General features: G+C 44.0%; 19 protein-coding genes. 6 read left to right on the top strand and 13 right to left on the bottom strand.

Annotated features, from left to right (window positions below; all coding sequences use genetic code 11):
- Positions 1 to 339: 339 nt before the first annotated feature.
- Positions 340 to 2,214, top strand: coding sequence for an ABC transporter ATP-binding protein (locus EWV68_RS03530; protein ID WP_287168842.1), 1,875 nt, complete (start codon positions 340 to 342; stop codon positions 2,212 to 2,214).
- Here the strand turns inward: EWV68_RS03530 and EWV68_RS03525 are convergent.
- Complete coding sequence (locus tag EWV68_RS03525; protein WP_287168841.1) at positions 2,207 to 3,604, bottom strand: amidase; 1,398 nt, start codon at positions 3,602 to 3,604, stop codon at positions 2,207 to 2,209. The genes EWV68_RS03530 and EWV68_RS03525 overlap by 8 nt on opposite strands.
- A 148-nt stretch (positions 3,605 to 3,752) precedes the next feature.
- Here EWV68_RS03525 and pyrR point away from each other — a divergent pair, with 148 nt between their 5' ends.
- Positions 3,753 to 4,286 carry a bifunctional pyr operon transcriptional regulator/uracil phosphoribosyltransferase PyrR gene (gene pyrR / locus EWV68_RS03520; protein WP_002759497.1) on the top strand — a complete coding sequence of 178 codons (534 nt, stop codon included), beginning with the start codon at positions 3,753 to 3,755 and terminating at the stop codon, positions 4,284 to 4,286.
- A gap of 325 nt (positions 4,287 to 4,611) precedes the next feature.
- Here the strand turns inward: pyrR and EWV68_RS03515 are convergent, their stop codons facing one another.
- From EWV68_RS03515 to EWV68_RS03505, 3 genes are all read right to left on the bottom strand, one after another.
- Positions 4,612 to 5,394, bottom strand: coding sequence for an endonuclease/exonuclease/phosphatase family protein (locus EWV68_RS03515; RefSeq protein WP_287168839.1), 783 nt, complete (start codon positions 5,392 to 5,394; stop codon positions 4,612 to 4,614).
- A 147-nt stretch (positions 5,395 to 5,541) separates the two neighbouring features.
- Positions 5,542 to 7,158, bottom strand: coding sequence for an ABC transporter substrate-binding protein (locus EWV68_RS03510; RefSeq protein WP_287168838.1), 1,617 nt, complete (start codon positions 7,156 to 7,158; stop codon positions 5,542 to 5,544).
- Positions 7,159 to 7,600: 442 nt separating this feature from the next.
- Complete coding sequence (locus tag EWV68_RS03505; RefSeq protein ID WP_002775354.1) at positions 7,601 to 8,140, bottom strand: pentapeptide repeat-containing protein; 540 nt, start codon at positions 8,138 to 8,140, stop codon at positions 7,601 to 7,603.
- Positions 8,141 to 8,209: 69 nt separating this feature from the next.
- On the opposite strand from EWV68_RS03505, the gene EWV68_RS03500 reads away from it, so the two are divergent.
- Positions 8,210 to 8,827 (top strand): DedA family protein, encoded by a 618-nt coding sequence (locus EWV68_RS03500; protein ID WP_287168837.1) that lies wholly within the window; start codon positions 8,210 to 8,212, stop codon positions 8,825 to 8,827.
- A 58-nt stretch (positions 8,828 to 8,885) separates the two neighbouring features.
- Here the strand turns inward: EWV68_RS03500 and rbp are convergent, their stop codons facing one another.
- Positions 8,886 to 9,188 carry an RNA-binding regulator gene (gene rbp, locus EWV68_RS03495; RefSeq protein ID WP_287168835.1) on the bottom strand — a complete coding sequence of 101 codons (303 nt, stop codon included), beginning with the start codon at positions 9,186 to 9,188 and terminating at the stop codon, positions 8,886 to 8,888.
- Between the two features lie 254 nt (positions 9,189 to 9,442).
- On the bottom strand, positions 9,443 to 10,276 hold the full coding sequence (gene menB / locus EWV68_RS03490; protein WP_287168833.1) for a 1,4-dihydroxy-2-naphthoyl-CoA synthase: 834 nt from the start codon (positions 10,274 to 10,276) through the stop codon (positions 9,443 to 9,445).
- A gap of 438 nt (positions 10,277 to 10,714) precedes the next feature.
- On the opposite strand from menB, the gene EWV68_RS03485 reads away from it, so the two are divergent.
- Positions 10,715 to 10,888 (top strand): type II toxin-antitoxin system HicB family antitoxin, encoded by a 174-nt coding sequence (locus EWV68_RS03485; RefSeq protein WP_072319590.1) that lies wholly within the window; start codon positions 10,715 to 10,717, stop codon positions 10,886 to 10,888.
- Positions 10,889 to 10,992: 104 nt separating this feature from the next.
- On the opposite strand, the gene EWV68_RS03480 is transcribed toward EWV68_RS03485, so the two are convergent.
- Complete coding sequence (locus EWV68_RS03480; RefSeq protein ID WP_287168831.1) at positions 10,993 to 11,943, bottom strand: glycosyltransferase family 2 protein; 951 nt, start codon at positions 11,941 to 11,943, stop codon at positions 10,993 to 10,995.
- A 298-nt stretch (positions 11,944 to 12,241) separates the two neighbouring features.
- On the opposite strand from EWV68_RS03480, the gene EWV68_RS03475 reads away from it, so the two are divergent.
- Positions 12,242 to 12,859 carry a serine O-acetyltransferase gene (locus EWV68_RS03475; protein ID WP_012267158.1) on the top strand — a complete coding sequence of 206 codons (618 nt, stop codon included), beginning with the start codon at positions 12,242 to 12,244 and terminating at the stop codon, positions 12,857 to 12,859.
- Here EWV68_RS03475 and ispD read toward each other — a convergent pair.
- The 6 genes from ispD to bchD form a co-directional block, all read right to left on the bottom strand.
- Complete coding sequence (ispD, locus tag EWV68_RS03470) at positions 12,854 to 13,534, bottom strand: 2-C-methyl-D-erythritol 4-phosphate cytidylyltransferase (RefSeq protein ID WP_061430771.1); 681 nt, start codon at positions 13,532 to 13,534, stop codon at positions 12,854 to 12,856. The two genes, EWV68_RS03475 and ispD, sit on opposite strands and share 6 nt — an antisense overlap.
- Positions 13,535 to 13,678: 144 nt before the next feature.
- Positions 13,679 to 14,077, bottom strand: a complete 399-nt coding sequence (locus EWV68_RS03465) for a DUF1824 family protein (protein ID WP_287168830.1) — start codon at positions 14,075 to 14,077, stop codon at positions 13,679 to 13,681.
- A 236-nt stretch (positions 14,078 to 14,313) separates the two neighbouring features.
- The gene (locus tag EWV68_RS03460) at positions 14,314 to 14,997 is read right to left on the bottom strand and encodes a hypothetical protein (protein ID WP_287168829.1); all 684 of its coding nucleotides are present in this window, start codon (positions 14,995 to 14,997) and stop codon (positions 14,314 to 14,316) included.
- A 186-nt stretch (positions 14,998 to 15,183) separates the two neighbouring features.
- Entirely contained in the window at positions 15,184 to 16,074 is an 891-nt protein-coding gene (locus EWV68_RS03455; protein WP_287168828.1) for a hypothetical protein, read from the bottom strand.
- A gap of 10 nt (positions 16,075 to 16,084) precedes the next feature.
- Positions 16,085 to 16,588: a hypothetical protein gene (locus EWV68_RS03450; RefSeq protein ID WP_061430775.1), complete on the bottom strand. Its 504-nt coding sequence runs from the start codon at positions 16,586 to 16,588 to the stop codon at positions 16,085 to 16,087.
- Positions 16,589 to 16,886: 298 nt separating this feature from the next.
- Positions 16,887 to 18,884, bottom strand: coding sequence for a magnesium chelatase ATPase subunit D (gene bchD / locus EWV68_RS03445; protein ID WP_061430776.1), 1,998 nt, complete (start codon positions 18,882 to 18,884; stop codon positions 16,887 to 16,889).
- 409 nt (positions 18,885 to 19,293) lie between these two features.
- Here bchD and EWV68_RS03440 point away from each other — a divergent pair.
- Positions 19,294 to 19,484, top strand: a 191-nt coding sequence (locus EWV68_RS03440; RefSeq protein ID WP_287168827.1) for a transposase, incomplete at its 3' end; no start/stop codon positions are given.

The following is a 19,484-nucleotide window of genomic DNA, read 5'->3' as shown; positions in this document are numbered from 1 at the left end:
ACCAGAACAGAGTAAATCTGTTAAGGCAGGTGCGGAACCCCGCAAGGGAAAGAAGCAGAAACCTAAATCGTGAGGTTTGGGAATCGCCGTCCGTTTTACGGCGGCGAGGATGTCAAGGAAAAGGCAATAGGCAATAGGGTGAATAAATAATCATTCTTTAATAACAGGATTTAGTGTTATTTGTTGATGAGTGAAGATGAATATAGCGTTTCTCATCAAGAGGAAGTGTAACCCGATTAGGTAAGGAAAACTTCCCACCTCACCAATAAGATAACTGCTATATAGTTAAAATTGACAACTTAGGTTAAGATGATGCTAGGTTTCACCAGTTAAAGAGCTATGGATAACAAAGTTCTCGACGTTCGCCATCTCACCGTTGAATTTTCTAATCAGAAAAGAACAACAGTCGCCGTTAATAACATTAGTTTTAGCTTGCAGAAAGGTCAAGTTCTCGGTTGTGTGGGGGAGTCGGGTTCAGGAAAATCTGTCACCTCCCTCGCACTCATGGGATTGGTTCCTTCTCCTGGAAAAATTACCGGGGGAGAAATTTGCTTTCGTCCGGCAAAAGGTCAGTCAATGCAAGCAGTAGATTTATTATCTATTCCCCCGGAAGAATTGCGTTATTATCGCGGGGGAGAAATGGCGATGATTTTCCAAGAACCAATGAGTTCTCTTAATCCAGTTTATAACATCGAGTTTCAACTCACCGAAGCAATTTTACTGCATCAAAAAGTCACCACTGAACAGGCAAAAAATCAAGCCATCTCTCTACTGCAAGAAGTGCGCTTATTACCCAGTGATGAACAGTTGGAGGAGAAGTATATAGAAACTTTTCCCTTAGAAAATAAGGGTCATGTCAGGGAAAAAATTAGAACTTATATTCAGGAACAAAAAGAAGCAATTCTCAAGCGTTATCCTCACGAATTATCGGGGGGACAATTACAAAGGGTAATGATTGCCATGGCGATTTCTTGTAATCCTACCCTATTAATTGCCGATGAACCAACCACCGCTTTAGATGTGACTGTCCAAGCAGAAATATTAAGATTATTAAGAGATTTGTGTAAAAGCGATCGAGAAATGTCAATGGTTTTTATCTCCCACGATTTAGGAGTTATTAACGAAATTGCCGATCAAATTGTCGTGATGTATCAAGGAGAAATCGTCGAACAGGGAACGAAAGAAGAAGTATTAAATTATCCCCAACATCCCTACACAAAAGGTTTACTTGCCTGTCGTCCCCGCTTAAACTCTCGTCCAGAAAAATTGCCCACCGTCAGCGATTTTTTACGAGTGGAAAAAGACTCTCAAGGTAAGATTATTGAATTACAGGAAATTACTCCACCAGCAGTTAAATTTATTACTCTCCAAGAGGAAGAAAGCAGAATTGAAGGTTTACAACATCACGAGAATATTTTATCGGTAGAAAATTTATCGGTTAGATTTCCAGTTAAGGGAGTTTTCGGGCAAGTAAAGACCTTTTTTAATGCCGTAGATCAGGTCAGTTTTGCCGTTAAACGGGGGGAAACCCTGGGTTTAGTCGGTGAATCGGGCTGCGGAAAATCTACCTTAGCAAGGACAATTCTGCGCTTAATTCCTGCCACTTCTGGAGATATCTATTTCCGAGGAGAAAATCTCGCTAAATTAAACCCCAGCGATCCAAAATTAAGACTACTGCGACGGGAATTACAGATAGTTTTTCAGAATCCCTACAACTCCCTGAATCCCCGTTTGTCCATCGGTAAAGCAATTTTAGAACCGATGGTTATTCATCATACCGGCGGCAATTCCCAAAAGCGACGGCAACGAGTAGAATATTTATTAGAACGAGTTAAACTTGATCCTAATTGGTTTGATCGCTATCCCCATCAATTATCAGGAGGACAACGACAAAGGGTGTGTATTGCTCGCGCTTTAGCCTTAAATCCTCAGTTTATTATCTGTGATGAATCTGTCTCTGCTTTAGATGTTTCCGTGCAAGCGGGAGTCTTAAATTTACTCAAAGAATTACAGCAGGAATTTAATCTCACTTATATCTTTATTTCCCACGATTTAAGTGTCGTCAGATTTATGAGCGATCGGATTATGGTGATGAATAAAGGTAAAATTGAGGAAATGGGTACAGCTAACCAAATTATTAACTCTCCCCAAAGTGATTACACCCGTAAACTTATCGCTTCTATTCCCCAATTTACCGAAAGTCTTGCTAGTTAAAATTAGCCATCAAACCGAAAGGATTAGCTGCCTCTAATTGTGCCGATAAACCTAACAAAGTAATTTCATCAGCAGGTTTACCAACTAACTGGATTCCCACGGGTAAACCCTGACTATCCACTCCCGTGGGTAAAGCAATCGCGGGTAAACCACTCGCATTAGCAATAGGAGAAGGTGCAATCCACGCAATCATCTTATTAACCGCTTCTTCCGGTGGTAAATTTTCCCACTCACCAATTCCGGGAGGTTGATGTAGAAAAATTGGCAAAAGTAAGACATCAAAATTATCAAACATCGCCACAATTTGCCGCGAAATAACGTGCATCTGCCGCACCGCTTGCAGGTATTCCCCCGCACTGCCAGAATTGTCCAATAACCATTGGTTAAGGGGACTTAATAACTCCCTGGGAATTGCCGCCGCTGCCGTCCCCGCTTGCCAAATACGGCGAAAAGGAGCGATTAAAGCCTGTAAATCGGGAGAATACTCCGTTAAGTGATGCCCCATACCCTCTAAAATTTTAGCCGTCTCGATCACAGCATTTTTATAGACGGCAGCCGCTTCGCCGAAGGGGGATATGGAAGTAGAAAAAGCGATTCTTAGGGGTTTTACGCCTCTCTGAGTGGCTTCTAGGAAAGAAAAGGGCGGATCGGGTAGCCAGTAGGGATCGCCCGTCGTATAGCCCGAAATCACGGTAAGCAGCGCCGCCCCATCTGCCACCGTCTTAGAAAGAGTGCCGTTAGTGGCGATACCGCTTTGAAATTCCCCCACCGGGGCATAGGAAACGCGCCCGCGACTGGGTTTTATCCCCACCAAACCGCAACAACCCGCCGGAGTACGAATGGAACCGCCACCGTCGGAACCCTGGGCAATCGGGCAGAAACCCGCCGCTACCGCCGCCGCCGCACCGCCACTGGAACCTCCTGCGGTATAATCGCGGTTGAAGGGGTTACGAGTCGGCAAAAAACCCGGATTTTCGGTGTAGGGAAAGGAACCTAGCTGGGAAGTGGCAGTTTTGCCCAGAAGGATAAAACCCGCCATTTTCATTCTGGTGAGGATTCCTTCGTCGTATTGGGCAATATTTCCCTGTAAAGCGGCGACTCCGTAACTAACCGGCATTCCGGCGACGGCATTTAAGTCTTTAATGGCGGTGGGAACTCCAAAAAAAGGCGGTAATTCGGCAGTAGCGGCGATTTGACTTAATTGTTCCGTTTGGGCGCCCGCGGTTGCTAGGGCGCTTTCCCTGGCGACATGGACAAAACTACCAATTTGACAGTCAAATTTCTCAATTCTGTCGAGGTATAAATGGGTTAATTCTAGGGGGGAGATTTGTTTAGTGCGAATCAGTTGGGCTAATTCTAGGGCGGATTTTTGCAATAATTCATCACTCATGAGCGATCGAGTTAAAATAGGTAAGTGAAAATAATTATATTCGTTAGTGGCAAGATGGTTTTAAAAGAAAAAGAAAAAGAAAAAGAAAAAAAAAGTCCATTTCCGTCAAAATTTCCCTATCCCCTATCCCCCCTTGTCTTGGAAAATTATGACCCCACAGTTAATTGAAATTCTCTCGGCTGACGAAATTCGTCGCACTATTACCCGTTTGGCTTCCGAAGTTATCGAAAAAAGTGGCGATTTAAATAACTTGATTTTGATCGGTATCTACACGCGAGGAGTGCCTTTAGCTAATTTAATTGCTAATCAAATTGAGAGCTTAGAAGGGGTAAAAGTTCCCGTGGGAGCGATCGATATTACCTTCTATCGCGACGATCTCGATCGCATTAAAACCCGCACTCCTGCTAAAACCAAAATGCCCCTAGATGTCACGGGTAAAACCGTGATTTTAGTCGATGATGTTATCTATAAAGGTCGCACGATCCGCGCCGCTTTCAATGCTATTATTGAGTATGGCAGACCGCAAAAAATCCGCTTATTAGTCCTCGTTGATCGTGGTCATCGGGAATTACCAATTCACCCGGATTTTACGGGCAAAAAACTACCCACCGCAGCCGAGGAACAGGTAAAAGTTTATCTACAAGAGATTGACGGCAAAGATGGGGTGGAATTAATCAAATAAACAGAGGATTGGTAACTAATCCCCGGAGGAAAATAAACATAATTGCATCGATAATTAGGTAGGCGTTAAAAATTATCAGACACCCCCCTTATCAATGGTAGGGTTGATTCATGAATCAACCCTACCTTATCAAGGGGGGCAGGGGGGATCGAACCTAAAATCCATTTTTAATTTAATTATAACCAGCTACTTAATAGCCACAAAAATATCACTTCTTGAGGTTTTTTCCTGTTTAAAACACCGAACAAATTTAACCACCGAATCACCAAAGTCTGCTGAAGCTTTTACCCTCTATATATTTGCTAAATAAAAAAATCATCTATTTTTAGGGCAAGGTAAAAGCAGCAATTACGGGATAATGATCGGAAGGAATAAGATTCAACCAACGAGAACGATCTACTTTTGCCCAATCTAACTGTAAACGGTTATCATAATAAATTGTATCGATGGCTAAATAAGGGGTATCGGTGTAATTATTAAAGCTCATTTGTTCTGCTAATTCCAAATCTGCTAAAGCGTCCTTTAATCTAATTTCTGACTGGAGAGGTTGAGTTAAAATCTGACGGGGTAATTGCTGAGAATTAACATTAAAATCCCCCGTTAAAAATAGGTAATCTTCTGTTAAATCTAGTTGACAAAAATGCTCTTGTATGCACTTAGCCCCTAAGTTCTTAGCTTGGTCGCTATAGTAATCGAGATGGGTATTATAAAACTGCAAAGTTTGCCCCTCAAGAGTGCCAAATTTAGCCCCCGTTACCATGCGGGGATAAGGATTACCCCAAGCTTCAGTGATACTGCCAATAATATCGGGAGTTTCTGATAGCCAAAATTCGTATATTTCCAAACATTTTAACCGACTTGGTTGATATAAAATCGCACAATGTTCATCTAATCCTGTTCCCCTGCGATCGCTGCCTAAACTTTGGTATTTTGGCAATAAACGGTGTAGATCCAATAGTTGATTAGCGCGAGCTTCCTGAGTACCAATTATATCAGGAGAATAGTGAGCAATTAAAGCCGCTACTGCTTCCCTTCTTACTCGCCAATTACGCTCATCGGGATCGGGTTTATCGTAGCGAATATTAAAGGACATTGCTGTTAGTTTCATAGGAAAATGGAGAATGAGGAAGGGAATCGGTAGTGGGAAGTGGGGAAGTGGGAAGTGGGAAGTGGGAAGTGGGGAAGCTGTCTCATCACCCTATCACCCTATCTCCTGAATCCTGACTCCTGACTGCTAACTCCTAATAATTAATTATCAGGATTTTTTGGCAATCGTCCAGAAGGGAAAAGTTTGACTGGGATTGATGATAACTCCCGTGATGCCATTGCGAGCAAAAGCGTATTCCTTGGTTTGCCAAAGGGGAATATAGGGAACTTCATCGGCGAGAATTTCTTGAATTTTGCCAAAGATTTGCTTTCTTTTGGCTGGGTTACTTTCCCGACGGGATTGTGCGATTAATTGATTCATTTCTTGACTATAAAAAAATGAGCCTTGGCTTTGCGATCCTCCTTCTTCGCAGCCAGTTTCTGGGGAACCTTTAGCACAATCCAAAAAGGGATAAATATAGTTATCTGCATCCAAAAAATCGGGATACCAATTAGATAGAGCAGTGGTATAAAGTCCCCGGCCAATATTACGGAAAAATGCCGCTCCTAGGATACTATTGGGTTCAAATTGAATCCTATTATCTAAATCCCGTTTTGATAGGGCTTTCATCACTGCGGCCACGCTGCTGGAAGTAATCGATCCCGAGGAGTGCCAAACTTCTACAATTGCGGGTTTTTCTTGACTATAACCAGCAGCTTTTAGTAATTGTTTAGCTTGCTCTATATTATGGTTGCCATAGCGCTCTTTAAACACCGGTTGTGACTCGGAAAAAGTAGTAGGAATGAGACTAAAAAGAGGGATGCCTTGACCTTGTAAAATGCGCTCATTAAGTAAATCTCGATCGACTAGAGAAGCAATGGCTTGTCGCACTAAAATATTATTGGTGGGTTCACTTTTGAGATTGAGGCTCATAAAGTTAATTGCTGCCCCGGAAGATTCGATGGCTTGCCATTTTCCCTGCGCCGCTTCTGTGCGTAATTTTCTCACTTGAGGAGGGAGTAAAGATTGATAGGCAATATCCACCGCACCCGTCTGAAAACCGTTGAATAAATTGGCAGGATTCGAGAGATAAATTTGAACATTAACTCCCTTATTTTTGGCCGGTTCTCCCCAATAGCGATCAAAGGCTTCTAAACTAAAAGAATCGCTGGTAACTGCTTTTAATCGATAATGTCCCGTGCCGATAAATTCTTCAGGTTTAAATTTACCCTCGCCAATTTGATAAAATTTGGGTGAAACTGCACAGGCTCCGGGGTAAGCTAAAAGAGCGGGAAAGGCGGCAAAAGGTCTGGTTAGTTTAATAGTAATTTCGTCTTCTTTGGTAGCAGTGATTTTATCAATTGTATCCCGGAGAAGAAAGGAAGGTTCACCACCATTTTTGATAAATCTTTCTAGGGAAAACTTCATCGCCTCTGCGTTAAAAACCGTGCCATCATGAAAAATAACTCCTCGACGTACTGGGATAGTATAGGTCAAACCATCGGGGCTAATTTGCGGTAATTCCCTGGCCAGGAGAGGCTTTAAATTAGTGGTTCCTTCCGCGTAGGTGTAGAGAGTTTCACCGAGATTATAAATAATAAAAAGTCCTGCTAACTCATAACTATCGGCAGGATCGATCGAGCGTGGTTTTAGGGTTGTCCCGATCATCAGGCGATCGCTATCTCGTTGTGGTAAATTGGAATTAGTGGACTGACAGCCCACGGTCAGAAGAAGACAGAGGCAAAATAAACTTAAATAGCGGTAAAGTTGGCGTAAAGGTCTCATCGATGGCGATTAACGGCAGCTAGGTATCAATCAATCCTATCATTTTTGAGTATAATCTTTTCTACTAGGTTCCCTTAAGGAACTAGGTTGATTGCTTAATTGGTTAGTAAAAATTCTTCAATAACTGGACTGATTACCCGGACAATTAAATTAAATTTTCCGGTCGAGAATGGCAAAAACTTGATCAATTTGGCCAAGAAGAAGAGCCAGGGACGAAAAAGTGTTAAATGGTTCAGGATAGCTGGAGCTATGGAGGTAGATAGCAACCGATTAGAAACTCATCTTCTTTTATCTATCAGCCATTTAAGTAAGTAGTTATAATTAAATTGAAGATAGATTTTGCCTCTGATCCCCCCTGCCCCCCTTGATAAGGGGGGTGCCGATCCCCCCTTAGTCCCCCCTTGATAAGGGGGGTGTCTGATAACTTTTAACGACTACCTACTTAGGTTAATCCTGTCCCTTCTAAACAAGCTCGATCGAAAATTGCCCCCGTGGTTACTGCCGAGGCTAAACTAGCACAAAGAAGATTGGCATCAGTAAAATTTGTTCCCCGTAAAATCGCCCCAAAAAAAATTGCTTCCTCTAAATCGGTGGCCGATAGATCTGCCCCAGAAAGATTAGCGCTAGTAAAATCCGCTTGGGTTAAAATCGCCCCGACAAAACTCACTCCCCGGCCATCGACACCGCGAAAATCCGCCCCGGACAAATCTAGATGATTAAAAACCGCCCCAGCTAAAAAAGCGCCGGCCAAACTTGCCCCAGTCACGATCGCATCGAGGAGAATTGCCCCGCGTAAATCGGCATTACGAAAATCTGCTCCCCTTAAATTTGCCCCGGTCAGGTCAGCACCGCGTAAATTTGCCCGTAAATTCGCCCCGGCTAGGTCTGCACCCGCTAAATCAGCCCCAGCCAAATTCATGCCCGCTAAATCTTTTATCTCACCCTGACGAATTGCTAATAAATCAATACTGGGAAAAGTCATGTTCAGCCACGGTTAAATACTGTAAAAATATCTTAGAATATTCGTAAACCTTTGTTAAGAAAGCGCTCCATGTCCCTAGAGCTATTATCCCTAGAAAATATTGAAGAAATCGCCCACCAATACGGATACTGGGCAGTATTTATCGGCATCACCCTCGAAAATATGGGGATTCCCATCCCGGGAGAAACCATCACCATTGTCGGCGGCTTCCTTGCCGGTAGCGGTGATTTGAACTATTGGTTAGTTTTAGTCAGCGCAATTACAGGAGCAGTTTTAGGCGATAATTTTGGCTATTGGCTCGGTCGCGCTGGGGGTTGGCCGTTTTTGTTAAAAGTTGGCAAATTCTTTCGGATTCCGCCTCAAAAACTAGAATTAGCCAAGGAACAATTTAGTAAAAATGCACCCCGGGCGGTCTTTTTCGGTCGTTTCGTGGCTTTGTTAAGAATCTTTGCCGGTCCCATGGCGGGAATTGCCCGAATGCCCTACGGTCGCTTTTTCCTCTGTAATCTCGGTGGAGCAACGGTGTGGGCGACGATTATGGTGACATTATCCTTCTTTTTAGGCCGTCTGTTCCCCTTGCACCAGTTAGTTACTTCTATGGCTCGTTTTGGTATCTTAGCTTTAATTATCGTCCTGGCCTGGACAATTATCCACCCCATCCTTGAGTCACGGAAAACGGCGGTTTAAGGCCAGAAAAAAAGCGGTTATCAGAAATAACCGCTTCTGGAATTTTCCAAGAATCTGTTTAACGTTCCCGGCGCCCGAAGTTTTTGCGATCACCGCCGCCACCACCACCAAAATTATCTTCTTTGGGACGAGCTTTGTTGACTTTCATCTGTCGTCCCATCCATTCGGCCCCGTCAAGAGTTTCGATCGCTTTTGCTTCTTCCTCATCGGAGGACATTTCCACAAAACCAAAACCGCGCATTCTACCCGTTTCCCGATCTACGGGCAAGTAAACGCGACTAACCGTGCCGTATTCAGCGAATACCTCTTTCAAGTCATCTGTCGTGAGATCATAAACCAGATTACCAACGTAAATCGTCATGGATTGTCTCCCAATATCACAGCCATTTCGAGAAGGAGATCGGACACAACCCAGTCAAGGCCATCAGGGAAAAACCACTTCTGTTTGAAACCAATGCTGCTACCGAACCTAACTACTCTCTCTAAACTAGCATAGCTTATCAGTGATCAGTTATCAGTTATCAGTAGGAGTAGGGAGTATTAAGTGAGCAGTATTACACGGCGGTTTTCTGCTTTCCTTTCACTGATTACTGTTTACTGTTTACCGATCACTGATTAGGGTAGCCAAGGATATTGACTAAAATCGGGGGGACGTTTTTCGAGGAAAGCCTGTTTACCTTCGGCTCCTTCGGCGGTCATATAGTAGAGTAAAGTGGCATTGCCCGCTAACTCCTGTAAACCCGCTTGACCATCACAATCAGCATTAAAAGCCGATTTTAGGCAGCGAATCGCCAAGGGACTTTTTTCGAGAATTTCTAAGGACCATTTAATCCCTTCCTGCTCTAATTCCTCCACCTGGACGACATGGTTAACCAAACCCATTTCTAAAGCTTGTTGGGCGTTATACTGCCGACAAAGAAACCAAATCTCGCGAGCTTTTTTCTGACCGACTACCCGGGCCAGATAACTAGAGCCAAAACCGCCGTCAAAACTGCCCACTTTCGGACCGGTCTGACCAAAAACGGCGTTATCCGCCGCTAAGGTTAAATCACAAACCAAGTGTAAAACATGACCGCCCCCGACCGCATAACCTGCCACCAGCGCGATAACTACCTTGGGGATGGAGCGAATTAATTTCTGTAAATCCAGCACATTGAGCCGGGGTACGCCATCATCGCCAATATAACCCGCCTGACCGCGCACCGTCTGATCGCCGCCGGAACAAAAAGCATATTTGCCGTCGCTGTGGGGACCTGCACCCGTGAGCAATACCACCCCAATGCGCGCATCCTCGCGAGCATCACAGAAAGCGTCGTAAAGCTCAAAAACTGTTTTTGGACGGAAGGCATTACGCTTATGGGGGCGATTGATGGTAATTTTGGCGATTCCCCCCCATTTATGGTAAAGAATATCCTCGTAGGTTTTGACGGATTGCCATTCAACGGTCATAGTCTCGGTTATCGGCACAGCTTTTTTACCTTACCCTATTTTGTCCCCCACTTTGAAGTCTGGAGCGCCAGAATAGGGGAATGGATAGTTGACCGAAAAGGTTTAAAGCTGATTCCCTTCTTGATGTTTTCTGGGTATTTATTCAAAATATATTTAGGGTCTGCTGAATAAATCTAAAAACCTTGTTGTATAAGACTTTTGGACTTTTTTACCCTCAAAAAGTGCCAGCCATTGCGGGGATCGGGGGGAAAATTCCTGGACTTTTTCCCTGAAAATTAGGTAGTTGACCACCTGAAAATCGATAAAACCCCACTTCCCCACACCCCACACCCCACACCCCACACCCCACACCCCACACCCCACACCCTGCCACCACCGAAAAGCTTTTTGCCGCAAACCCTATTTATCCTATTTGTTAACTTTAAAGAGGTAAAAAATATGAAGACAAGTAATAAAACTAAGCCGGAATCATTAGAGTTTTATTTGGGGTTAAAATATCCAATAACAATTTATCCTGATGATCACGAGGGATATGTATCAGAAATTAAGGATCTTCCGGGATGTTTCACTCAGGGAGAAACCATAGAGGAAACCTTAATCAGTAAACAGTAAACAGTAATCAGTAATCAGTAATCAGTGAACTGAAAACTTACATCTGATAACCGATAACTGATCACTGAAAACTCATATCTGATAACTGATAACTGATAACTGAATTAAAGCCATTCGATTTCTTTAGCTTTTTCGGGTAGTTTAGCCGTGGCTTGTCCTTGGCTGCGGGCCTGAAACCGAATTAAATCGAGGGGAGTAGCCAATAAATCTACTAAATCTGCTTTACAAAACAGTAACTTGAGAGTATTTTTTGGTAGCTCTTTTAATAACCAACGACCGAGAGTAAAAAATAACTCTTGATTGGTTAAAGGTCGCATCAATTCGACACCATACAATTCGTGAAGATAGCGATTTGATCGCCCGTAACGTTTTAATTGACTTCTTAACTCTTCTAAGGTAGAACGATGACGATGGTAAATAATTGCCTCTGGTGCGTAGGTTAATTGCCAGTCGGTTTGTTGTTGAATACGCCAACAGATATCGGCATCACCACCGGTAGTTAAATAAGGACGAAATAAACCAACTTTTTGAAAAGCTTCTCGACGAATAGCGAGGTTAGCAGTTTGACCGTAGGGACAAAAAGAATGTTCTAAAAGAAATTTTGGTGACATAAAGTGACGAAGTTCTGCATACTTTTCCAAGCAAGTGGAACCAGTTAAGGCAACAATTTCACCCGCTACCAGACCGATGTTAGGATCGCTAAAGGGTTGAACCAGTTCTGTCAACCATTGCGGTACGGGACGACAATCGGCATCGGTAAAGACCAGAAAAGGATAACGAGAGCTTTTGATCCCTTTGTTGCGAGCAGCGTAGGAACTTTGTATGTGATTTTCGCTTAAAATGATCAGTTTCAGTTCCCTGTGTTCTTGTGCTGCCTTTCCTAATAATTCTGCCGTGCGATCGCTACTATTATTATCAACTAAAATATATTCAACTAATTGACGGGGATAGGTCTGTTTGGCTAAACAATCAATGAGAGGGGGTAGATCTTTCTCCCCGTTGTAAATTGGCACGATCACGGATACTTCGGGCAAGAACTGTAAGGTAGTTGACATCGTTGGGGTCTAATAAACGGGCGCAGGTTGAACTATTCGCTACAATACTACTATAATAGTTCTTCGTTACTTGGTATGGTTCGATAGGGGGGCATAAATCGACTAAATCCTTATCTGGTAAGAGACTTAATTGATTAGTTCGCTCTAGACAAAAACAATTGACAAAAATCGCTAAATGCCTTTCTATATAAGGGTTTCATCCCTTATAAACCCCGTCCATTGCATAACACAAACCGAAGAGCCACTATAATCAAGATCAACCAAAAGTAACTCTATTGTCATTTATTTTAAACCAACGATGAAAAGTTTCTTCCGAAAATTATTTTTCTATGTGGGTATTCTTTGGCTCTCCCCCTTAATCATTGCTTTTCAGGTAGCTAACAATCGAGAACTTATCTTAGGTGATGTGCGGCGTTGGGTAGAGTTATTAGGCCGGGAAAAAAGAGCAGATTGGTTACAATTGTTAGCTCTGTGTCTGGAGGCAAAAGAATTTAGAAATTTATATTATTGTCGTCTTTTTCAAGGTGGTTCATTCAGCCGTTTTTTTATGTATATTCTTAGGTTTTTCTATCGAGAAAGTTCCTATTTATTTCTAGATTCTTCTTGTTCGATTGGCAAAGGATTATTTATTCAACACGGTTTTAGTACGATTGTTATGGCGGATTTGGGCGATAACTGTTGGATTAATCAACAGGTAACAATTGGCTATAAAGATAAAAGCGGTCGCCCCAAAATTGGCAATAATGTCAGGATTACCGCCGGTGCTAAAGTCTTGGGAAACATTACCATCGGCGATAATGTCACCGTGGGCGCAAATTCAGTGGTAGTCAAAGATGTTCCACCTAATTGTGTGGTGGTGGGTATTCCCGCTCGTATTATTAAACGGGACGGCGTTAAAGTAGATGAAAAATTATAAACGTTGACTTAAAATATATTCGGCAATTGCCAGATCTCCGGGGGTAGTAATTTTTAAGTTAGTTTCTTCACCGACGACAATTTTGACGGGAAAACCACATTTTTCTAATAAGGCGGCATCGTCGGTGACTTCCCAATCTAATTTTCGCCCCTGTTCATGACATTCTTTTAATAATTTTACCTGAAAACCCTGGGGCGTTTGGGCCGCCCACAACTGCGAGCGATCCGGTGTATCCTCAATCCAGCCCTTGCTATCGACAATTTTAATCGTATCTTTCACCGGAATCGCCGCTATAAAACCCTGACAAGTGGCTAAAGCGGCGGCACAGCGATCGAATAATTCGGGAGTGGCTAAACAGCGCGCCCCATCGTGAATTAAAACCGTCTCAGCCCCCTCTGGTAGGGCTTGTAAGCCATTATAAACCGATTTTTGTCTGGTTTCGCCTCCTTGGATGATTTGCACGGGTTTAAGGGCATTTATAGGGGTGATAATTGCTCGGATCTCCTCAAAGTCTTCCGGTTGTGCCATGATGCCAATCCAGATAATTGCCCTGGATTGCATGGCAGCCAGTAAAGTCCAAGCCAGGAGAGGTTTTCCGTGCAGGGTGAGCAGTAACTTATTGCGATCGCTGCCCATCCGTTTACCCATTCCCGCTGCTGGAATTAACAAATACATAATTTTTTTCAGGTAAAATTATTAAAAGAGTCAGGAAAGAGAATTCAGTGGACAGGAGTGGGGAGCTTTTTGCCTCTTATTTGTAAACAGTAATCACTGTCCGGCTGATGGTTAATCGCTTAAATAACCCAAAAACTATGCCTCTTAAGAGAATAAATCGAGGGGAAAGTGACCATAAGTACCGACTAATTGATCATTTTCTGACTGACAAGAAACCAGGACACCGCGATAGGTTCCCGTATAGGAATCGAGATAGGAAGCTTGTCTTTGGGTATTGTATTTAATATACACCGCTCCTGGTTCTGGGTGGTCTTCTGGGAGACTATTAGGTAAGGGGTATCCCAGGGCTTGTAGATAACTTTTCAGGGCTTTAAATCCCTCTTCACGGTTATCGGCACAAATACCCAAATTAATTGACTCCGAACCTTGGTTAACTAATAAAATTGCCTGTCTTAGACCTTCTTCTTCTTCGGGGGATTGGACAATTTTTAGTTGAATACATCCATATTCTTTTAGGAGTTTCAAGGCTTCTTCCATAGACATGAGCGGTTAGATAGGTGGGGCTAAAGATAAAAAATAAACTGTTGCTGCTGTCCTTACCGACAAATTCCCAAGAAAAAAAGCCCTAAATCATTGGGGTTTAGAGATAGGAAAATTTTGCATTGGTCTTATCATATCAGGTTGGGGACAGGAAAATTTATCGGGGTTGTTCGAGCGCTCTGGGTTGTGCGGGCATTTCACACTAAATCCGGTTATTAAAGAATGATTATTTATTCCCCCTATTGCCCATTGCCTATTGCATGAGTGCCTGTCCTCATAAGTAGCCTATGCTCAACGAATTTAGTATCACTCACTGCTTTTTGATAGCCAAAGTAAGCACCTATAATAATTCCAGCACCAAAACCGATCGCTAGGTAAGGCAAAATTATACTGAGGGGAAAAGAGGAGTGTCTCCGATGAGATAGGGAAAATCGCTCACCAGTGGCCACAATATTCTCAGCAGCTTCAGTGAACTCCTCCGGTTTCTCTAGGGCTTTTTCTTCGGTTGTTTCAGAGTCTTCCAAAGCTTCTGGGGCATCTTCTCGGTCATTTTCGGCGATTTCTGCGGTTATTATCGGCAAAGAGTTTAATTTGGTGACACGATTGACGATTAAATCTAAATCATCTTGACTCAGGGTTATCGATTCTTCCCAAGCGGGGATATCGGATGCCTCGGTCATACCGTAAACGATCACTTGTTCTAATCCATCGATGCCCAAGCTTTTGATTTCTGCCGACAAAAAAGGTAATAACTTGTGTTGATTAGGTATATTTTTGGATTGAACTTTTAGAGTCAGGGCATTTTCTTGTGAGGTGGCTTCAATAACCTCTATTTTTCTGGTTAAGAGACTTTGGTTAAGTAGAGCAATAATAGCGGCTGGATGCTGGAGTTTAGCGGCATGGATAAGTTGTGCCTGATTCATGACCTTGAGGGGCTAAGGAGGGGATATTATAATACTAAACCCTGTGGAAAAGGTATAGGAAAGTGGGTGAGTGCCGGAGCAGGGGGAAACAATCCATAACTGGGTTTTTAAAGTTGAATTGGGACTTAATCATGCTATTAAAAACCGATTTGGTATCGGTCTGTCCATCCCTGCCCCCGGTGCCACTTAAATTTCCGCCACGGCTCTTTCGATTAAACGACGAGCCAGGGTTTGAATACCGGTATGTTCATAGTAATTGGTGGTCATATCGAGGAATGCCCCAACATATACCAATTTATCGGCAGAAAAGTCGATAAATCCCTGAATTTTGCTCAATAATCCCTGCTGGCTCAAACTGCGCTGGCTGACAAAACTACTCATCCAACCTTTAGTGGAGTCGAAACTTTGACCGATAAAGTCTAATTTTCTGGCAGTATTTCCCCCCGGAATCAATTCTTTAATACTGCCGAAAGTGGAGTTAGATTCTAATTCTTCCGGGGTGAGAATGCTGAGGCCCGATTCCACTTTGCGGATAAAACTGCCCCCCAGGGGAATTAAACCATCCAAACAAACTAACGCCGCCATCCGCATCAGGGATTCGCCGCTATAATCTCCCAGAGAAGCGACGAAATCATCGATACTATCCCCCGGAATGCCATTAATTTGACAAAAAGCGATTAATTCGGTCACTAATTTCAAGGTTAGATCGATGGTTTGCGCTTTTTCGGGGGCAGGAGTTAATCTTTCGATTAAACCGCCCATGAGGGGAATTTTACCACCGACGGCATTGGCAAGAGAGGCGGTGGCTAGGGCATTATCGGCGCTGTCGATGGTTTGGTAGAGCCAGAGCGCCCGTTGATAGCCCTGGGATTTATCATTAAACAACCAAACGGCTCGATCGCCAATCTGTTGGATCATGCTTTCGTCGGTTTCGCCGGTGACTTTGATAATCGTATTTTTAAACCCGACTAGGTTATCCCACTGTCCCGGCACTACATAATCAAGGGTTTTGAGAACTTTGACGGTGAGATTATTCGTCGGTAATTCGTCCACCAGTTCAAAAATTGGCTTACTCACGGATGTCTCCTTACTTTAATTTTGCTAGACCATCTAAATCGAACTTAGCTAACCAAGCTTGGCGATCGCTGGCAGCAAAATCTGGCTCCCGCGATAAAACCTTGACTTGATAGCGATTATTGACTAAAACGGCGCTGGCGGTTGCACCCTGTTCCACAGAGGGAAAACCTTTAATTGTGGTTTGACTGTCTTGGAATTTATTGGCCGCGGCGGGATTATTGCTGATGTCAGATATGGCTAACATAGCCAGAACTTTGCCATCTTGCTTCAGTTTTGCCTCAGCAAAGCCTTTTTTCTCCTGGGTATAGACGCGCTCGTATCCTCCCCCAGAAGGCGGGAAAAACCGATTAAAACTGCCGCCAGAGGTGGATTCTTTCACCACTGCCGCCGCCCCGCGAGCGGTACTTTCTTGTTGCGCTTGGTCAAATTGTGAGGGAGCTTTAGCACAGGAAGTTACTAGCAAAAGTACCGCTAATACCCCTGCTATCAAGATTTTGCCAAATCGAAAGCTCATAGTTATCTTAATTAAAACTTACTAATGTTTGTTTGTAGTATATCTCTCGCTTATTGCTGATTATTGTTAAGTTTTTCTAGATGCTGTCACACCAGACCGAAAAAAAACAGAAAATCAGCAAAATTCGAGTCAATAACGAAGGCAGGAGGCAGTCCCGATGAAAAAATTTTCACCCCCACAGATGAAAGAGGTTTCCTTCCCTACACCCTACACCCCACACCCCACACCCCACACCCCACACCCCACACCCCACACCCCACACCCTGCCCCCAGGAAACCCTTTTTTGGCAAACCCTAGCTACAGTCCCGCAATTGCCCCTCGCGCCATAGATGCGATCGCTTGTTCCGTGGCCCGGGGTAGATGATAATATTTACCCCCGGCTTTTAGGGCTAATTCTTTGGCAAAACCAGTGGAGACGAATTTTTTCTCCGTATCGATAACCAGCAGTTTAATGCCTAAAGAGCGAATTTTAGCGGCAATATCGAGCAGTTCTGCCTTAATATCGGGTTTTTCCCCCTCCGGAATCGGTTCGCCTAAAGATTTCGCCAAAGGAATATTACTTCTACCGTCGGTAATCGCCACAATCACCACTTGACCGATATCACCCGATAAACGGGCATTCATCCCCACATGAACCGCTTGGGTTAAACCGTGGGCCAAAGGGGAACCGCCACCACAGGGCAGGGTTTCTAGACGTTTTTTCGCTAGGGTAATCGATTTGGTCGGTGGCAATAGTACATCTGCTCGCTCACCCCGGAAAGGAATCAGGGCAATCTGGTCGCGATTTTCGTAAGCTTCCGTTAACAGACGCATAACCGCACCTTTGGCCGACTGCATCCGATTCAGGGCCATGGAACCGGAGGCATCGACCACAAAGACAATTAAAGAACCGGCCTTGCGGGCCAGCCGTTTTGAGCGCAGATCCCCTTCTTCTATAATCACATGACGTTCGGGATTCCTCAAGCGACGGGCTTTTTGATAGGGGGCGGCCGCCCGGAGAGTGGCATCGACGGCGACTCTTTTCACCTTGCCCCGGGGTAACATCGGCTTAATATAACGTCCCCTATCTTCCGAGAAAATCAGGTTACGCGCCCCCGATTTCCCCTGACGCTGGGCCATCTGGGCAAAATACAGCACACTGGGATCCAGTAAAACCCCTTCCGGGTCGAAAACAAACTCTTCCGGCAGATTATCGGGCTGTTCCGGTTCTTTTTCCTCCTCTTTCTCCTCCTCTTTTTCTTCCTGTTCCTGCTGGTTTTCGTCTTGGGGCGGTTCCGGTGGTGGTGGCGGCGGTGGGGGCTGTTGTTCCTGTTCCGGAGGTGGCGGCGTAATCAGCGATCGAGGTACAATAACTAATTCGACGGCTCTTTTTAAGTCATCGGCACTGACTAAATCCCGACCTTCTAAAGCAGCGGCGGCCTTGGCTACTCTCACGGCAAAAATCTCGGCGCGATGACCTTCTACCCTACCGCGCACCGCTTCCTCCACTAGATAACTAATTTGTTCGGGTTTAATTTTTACCTCTTTTAACCATTCCCTCGCCAGAATAATTTCGGTTTTTAGATCATCGATTTCTTGGGCATATTGGGCGATAAAAGCGCTGGGAGAAACAGCATACTCGATCGCCTGATTGACGGCGGTGACTCGTTGGTCTAAACTAAGGACACCATCGGCGGAAAGAGCAATGGCAATTCTATCTAATAAATGGGGTCGTAAATCCCCTTCTTCTGGGTTATAAGTAGCGATCAGGATTGGTTTACAGGGATGTTGAAAACTGATGCCTTCCCGTTCGATTTGGTTACGTCCTTCGCTTAAAACTGTGAGTAATTGGTTAGCAATTTGGTCATCAAGTAGATTAATTTCATCGATGTAGAGAATTCCCCGATGGGCGCTGGCTAATAAACCGGGTTGAAAGACTGGTTCCCCCTGTTTCACCGATTCTTCCACATCGACGGAACCCAATAAACGATCCTCGGTGACTCCTAGGGGAATCTGCACGAAAGGGGCCCGGATAACTTCCGTGGCGACCTCTCCACTGCTATATTCTTCTTTAGTGCGATCGTCCCATTCGTCGGCATTATTGGGATCACAATTAAAGACATTACCTGCGATAATTTCGATCGGTGGCAGTAAGGAATGTATCGCTCGCGCCATGACTGATTTGGCGGTTCCCCGACGCCCGGCAATTACCACACCCCCCAGGGCGGGATCCACGGCGGCTAAGAGTAGGGCTAATTTAATCGCTTCTTGGCCGACAACGGCAGTTAGGGGAAAATTGAGGGTCAGAGTGGGCATAGATCTAGATTCAGGCGGCCAAATTCTAGTGTAAAACAGAAGCTCACTGGTCTGGCACTTTTCCCTTTTTGATTCCCGAACCCAGATTTTAGCTGCATCTCGATCGAGTTCTTTCTCCCCGAACCGATCGAGAAGTTACTGGGTTAACCACAGAAACCAAAAACCTACCTAAAGCTTTTTAAAGTTACTCATTTCTGTAGCTAGATAGCTAAAATAAGTAACTTGGCTCTTCTCGACTTTGTGTGATAATTTTTGCTTATAGAATCGTGAAATGCTTATCGGGCAACACTTTTAGGACTATTTTGTCGAAGAAACTATCAGTATAGACCTCGTTTCCACACAGAAACCAGAAGAGCCGTAACTTTTGCCACCGATAGATTTTAAGAAGGTTATCAGGTATAATGAAGATATGAAGCTAGTTGAACGTCATATTATCAGTCAAAACCATCCCTTATGGTCAGAAATAGACCATTATGCCTTTTTGTCAAAAAATTTGTTCAATCTAGCTAACTACCATTATCGCCAATATTTCTTTGAAAACTCCCAAAAACTGAGTTTTAATCAACTCTATCATCTGGTATCTAAAACCTCAGATTATTT

It is taken from the genome of Microcystis sp. M_QC_C_20170808_M9Col, from assembly GCF_007095495.1.
GTDB lineage: Bacteria > Cyanobacteriota > Cyanobacteriia > Cyanobacteriales > Microcystaceae > Microcystis > Microcystis aeruginosa.
Note: the sequence above shows the minus strand (reverse complement) of the source record. Positions and strands in the feature narration are given on the sequence as shown.

What these genes read in the sequence shown, in the direction of transcription:
- EWV68_RS03505 (WP_002775354.1), bottom strand. Translation starts at nt 8,140, where the DNA reads ATGACTTTTCCCAGTATTGATTTATTAGCAATTCGTCAGGGTGAGATA.
- EWV68_RS03465 (WP_287168830.1), bottom strand. Translation starts at nt 14,077, where the DNA reads ATGTCTATGGAAGAAGCCTTGAAACTCCTAAAAGAATATGGATGTATT.
- EWV68_RS03460 (WP_287168829.1), bottom strand. Translation starts at nt 14,997, where the DNA reads ATGAATCAGGCACAACTTATCCATGCCGCTAAACTCCAGCATCCAGCC.
- EWV68_RS03480 (WP_287168831.1), bottom strand. Translation starts at nt 11,943, where the DNA reads ATGTCAACTACCTTACAGTTCTTGCCCGAAGTATCCGTGATCGTGCCA.
- EWV68_RS03485 (WP_072319590.1), top strand. Translation starts at nt 10,715, where the DNA reads ATGAAGACAAGTAATAAAACTAAGCCGGAATCATTAGAGTTTTATTTG.
- menB (WP_287168833.1), bottom strand. Translation starts at nt 10,276, where the DNA reads ATGACCGTTGAATGGCAATCCGTCAAAACCTACGAGGATATTCTTTAC.
- EWV68_RS03515 (WP_287168839.1), bottom strand. Translation starts at nt 5,394, where the DNA reads ATGAAACTAACAGCAATGTCCTTTAATATTCGCTACGATAAACCCGAT.
- EWV68_RS03475 (WP_012267158.1), top strand. Translation starts at nt 12,242, where the DNA reads ATGAAAAGTTTCTTCCGAAAATTATTTTTCTATGTGGGTATTCTTTGG.
- ispD (WP_061430771.1), bottom strand. Translation starts at nt 13,534, where the DNA reads ATGTATTTGTTAATTCCAGCAGCGGGAATGGGTAAACGGATGGGCAGC.
- EWV68_RS03500 (WP_287168837.1), top strand. Translation starts at nt 8,210, where the DNA reads ATGTCCCTAGAGCTATTATCCCTAGAAAATATTGAAGAAATCGCCCAC.
- pyrR (WP_002759497.1), top strand. Translation starts at nt 3,753, where the DNA reads ATGACCCCACAGTTAATTGAAATTCTCTCGGCTGACGAAATTCGTCGC.
- EWV68_RS03525 (WP_287168841.1), bottom strand. Translation starts at nt 3,604, where the DNA reads ATGAGTGATGAATTATTGCAAAAATCCGCCCTAGAATTAGCCCAACTG.
- bchD (WP_061430776.1), bottom strand. Translation starts at nt 18,884, where the DNA reads ATGCCCACTCTGACCCTCAATTTTCCCCTAACTGCCGTTGTCGGCCAA.
- EWV68_RS03530 (WP_287168842.1), top strand. Translation starts at nt 340, where the DNA reads ATGGATAACAAAGTTCTCGACGTTCGCCATCTCACCGTTGAATTTTCT.
- rbp (WP_287168835.1), bottom strand. Translation starts at nt 9,188, where the DNA reads ATGACGATTTACGTTGGTAATCTGGTTTATGATCTCACGACAGATGAC.
- EWV68_RS03510 (WP_287168838.1), bottom strand. Translation starts at nt 7,158, where the DNA reads ATGAGACCTTTACGCCAACTTTACCGCTATTTAAGTTTATTTTGCCTC.
- EWV68_RS03450 (WP_061430775.1), bottom strand. Translation starts at nt 16,588, where the DNA reads ATGAGCTTTCGATTTGGCAAAATCTTGATAGCAGGGGTATTAGCGGTA.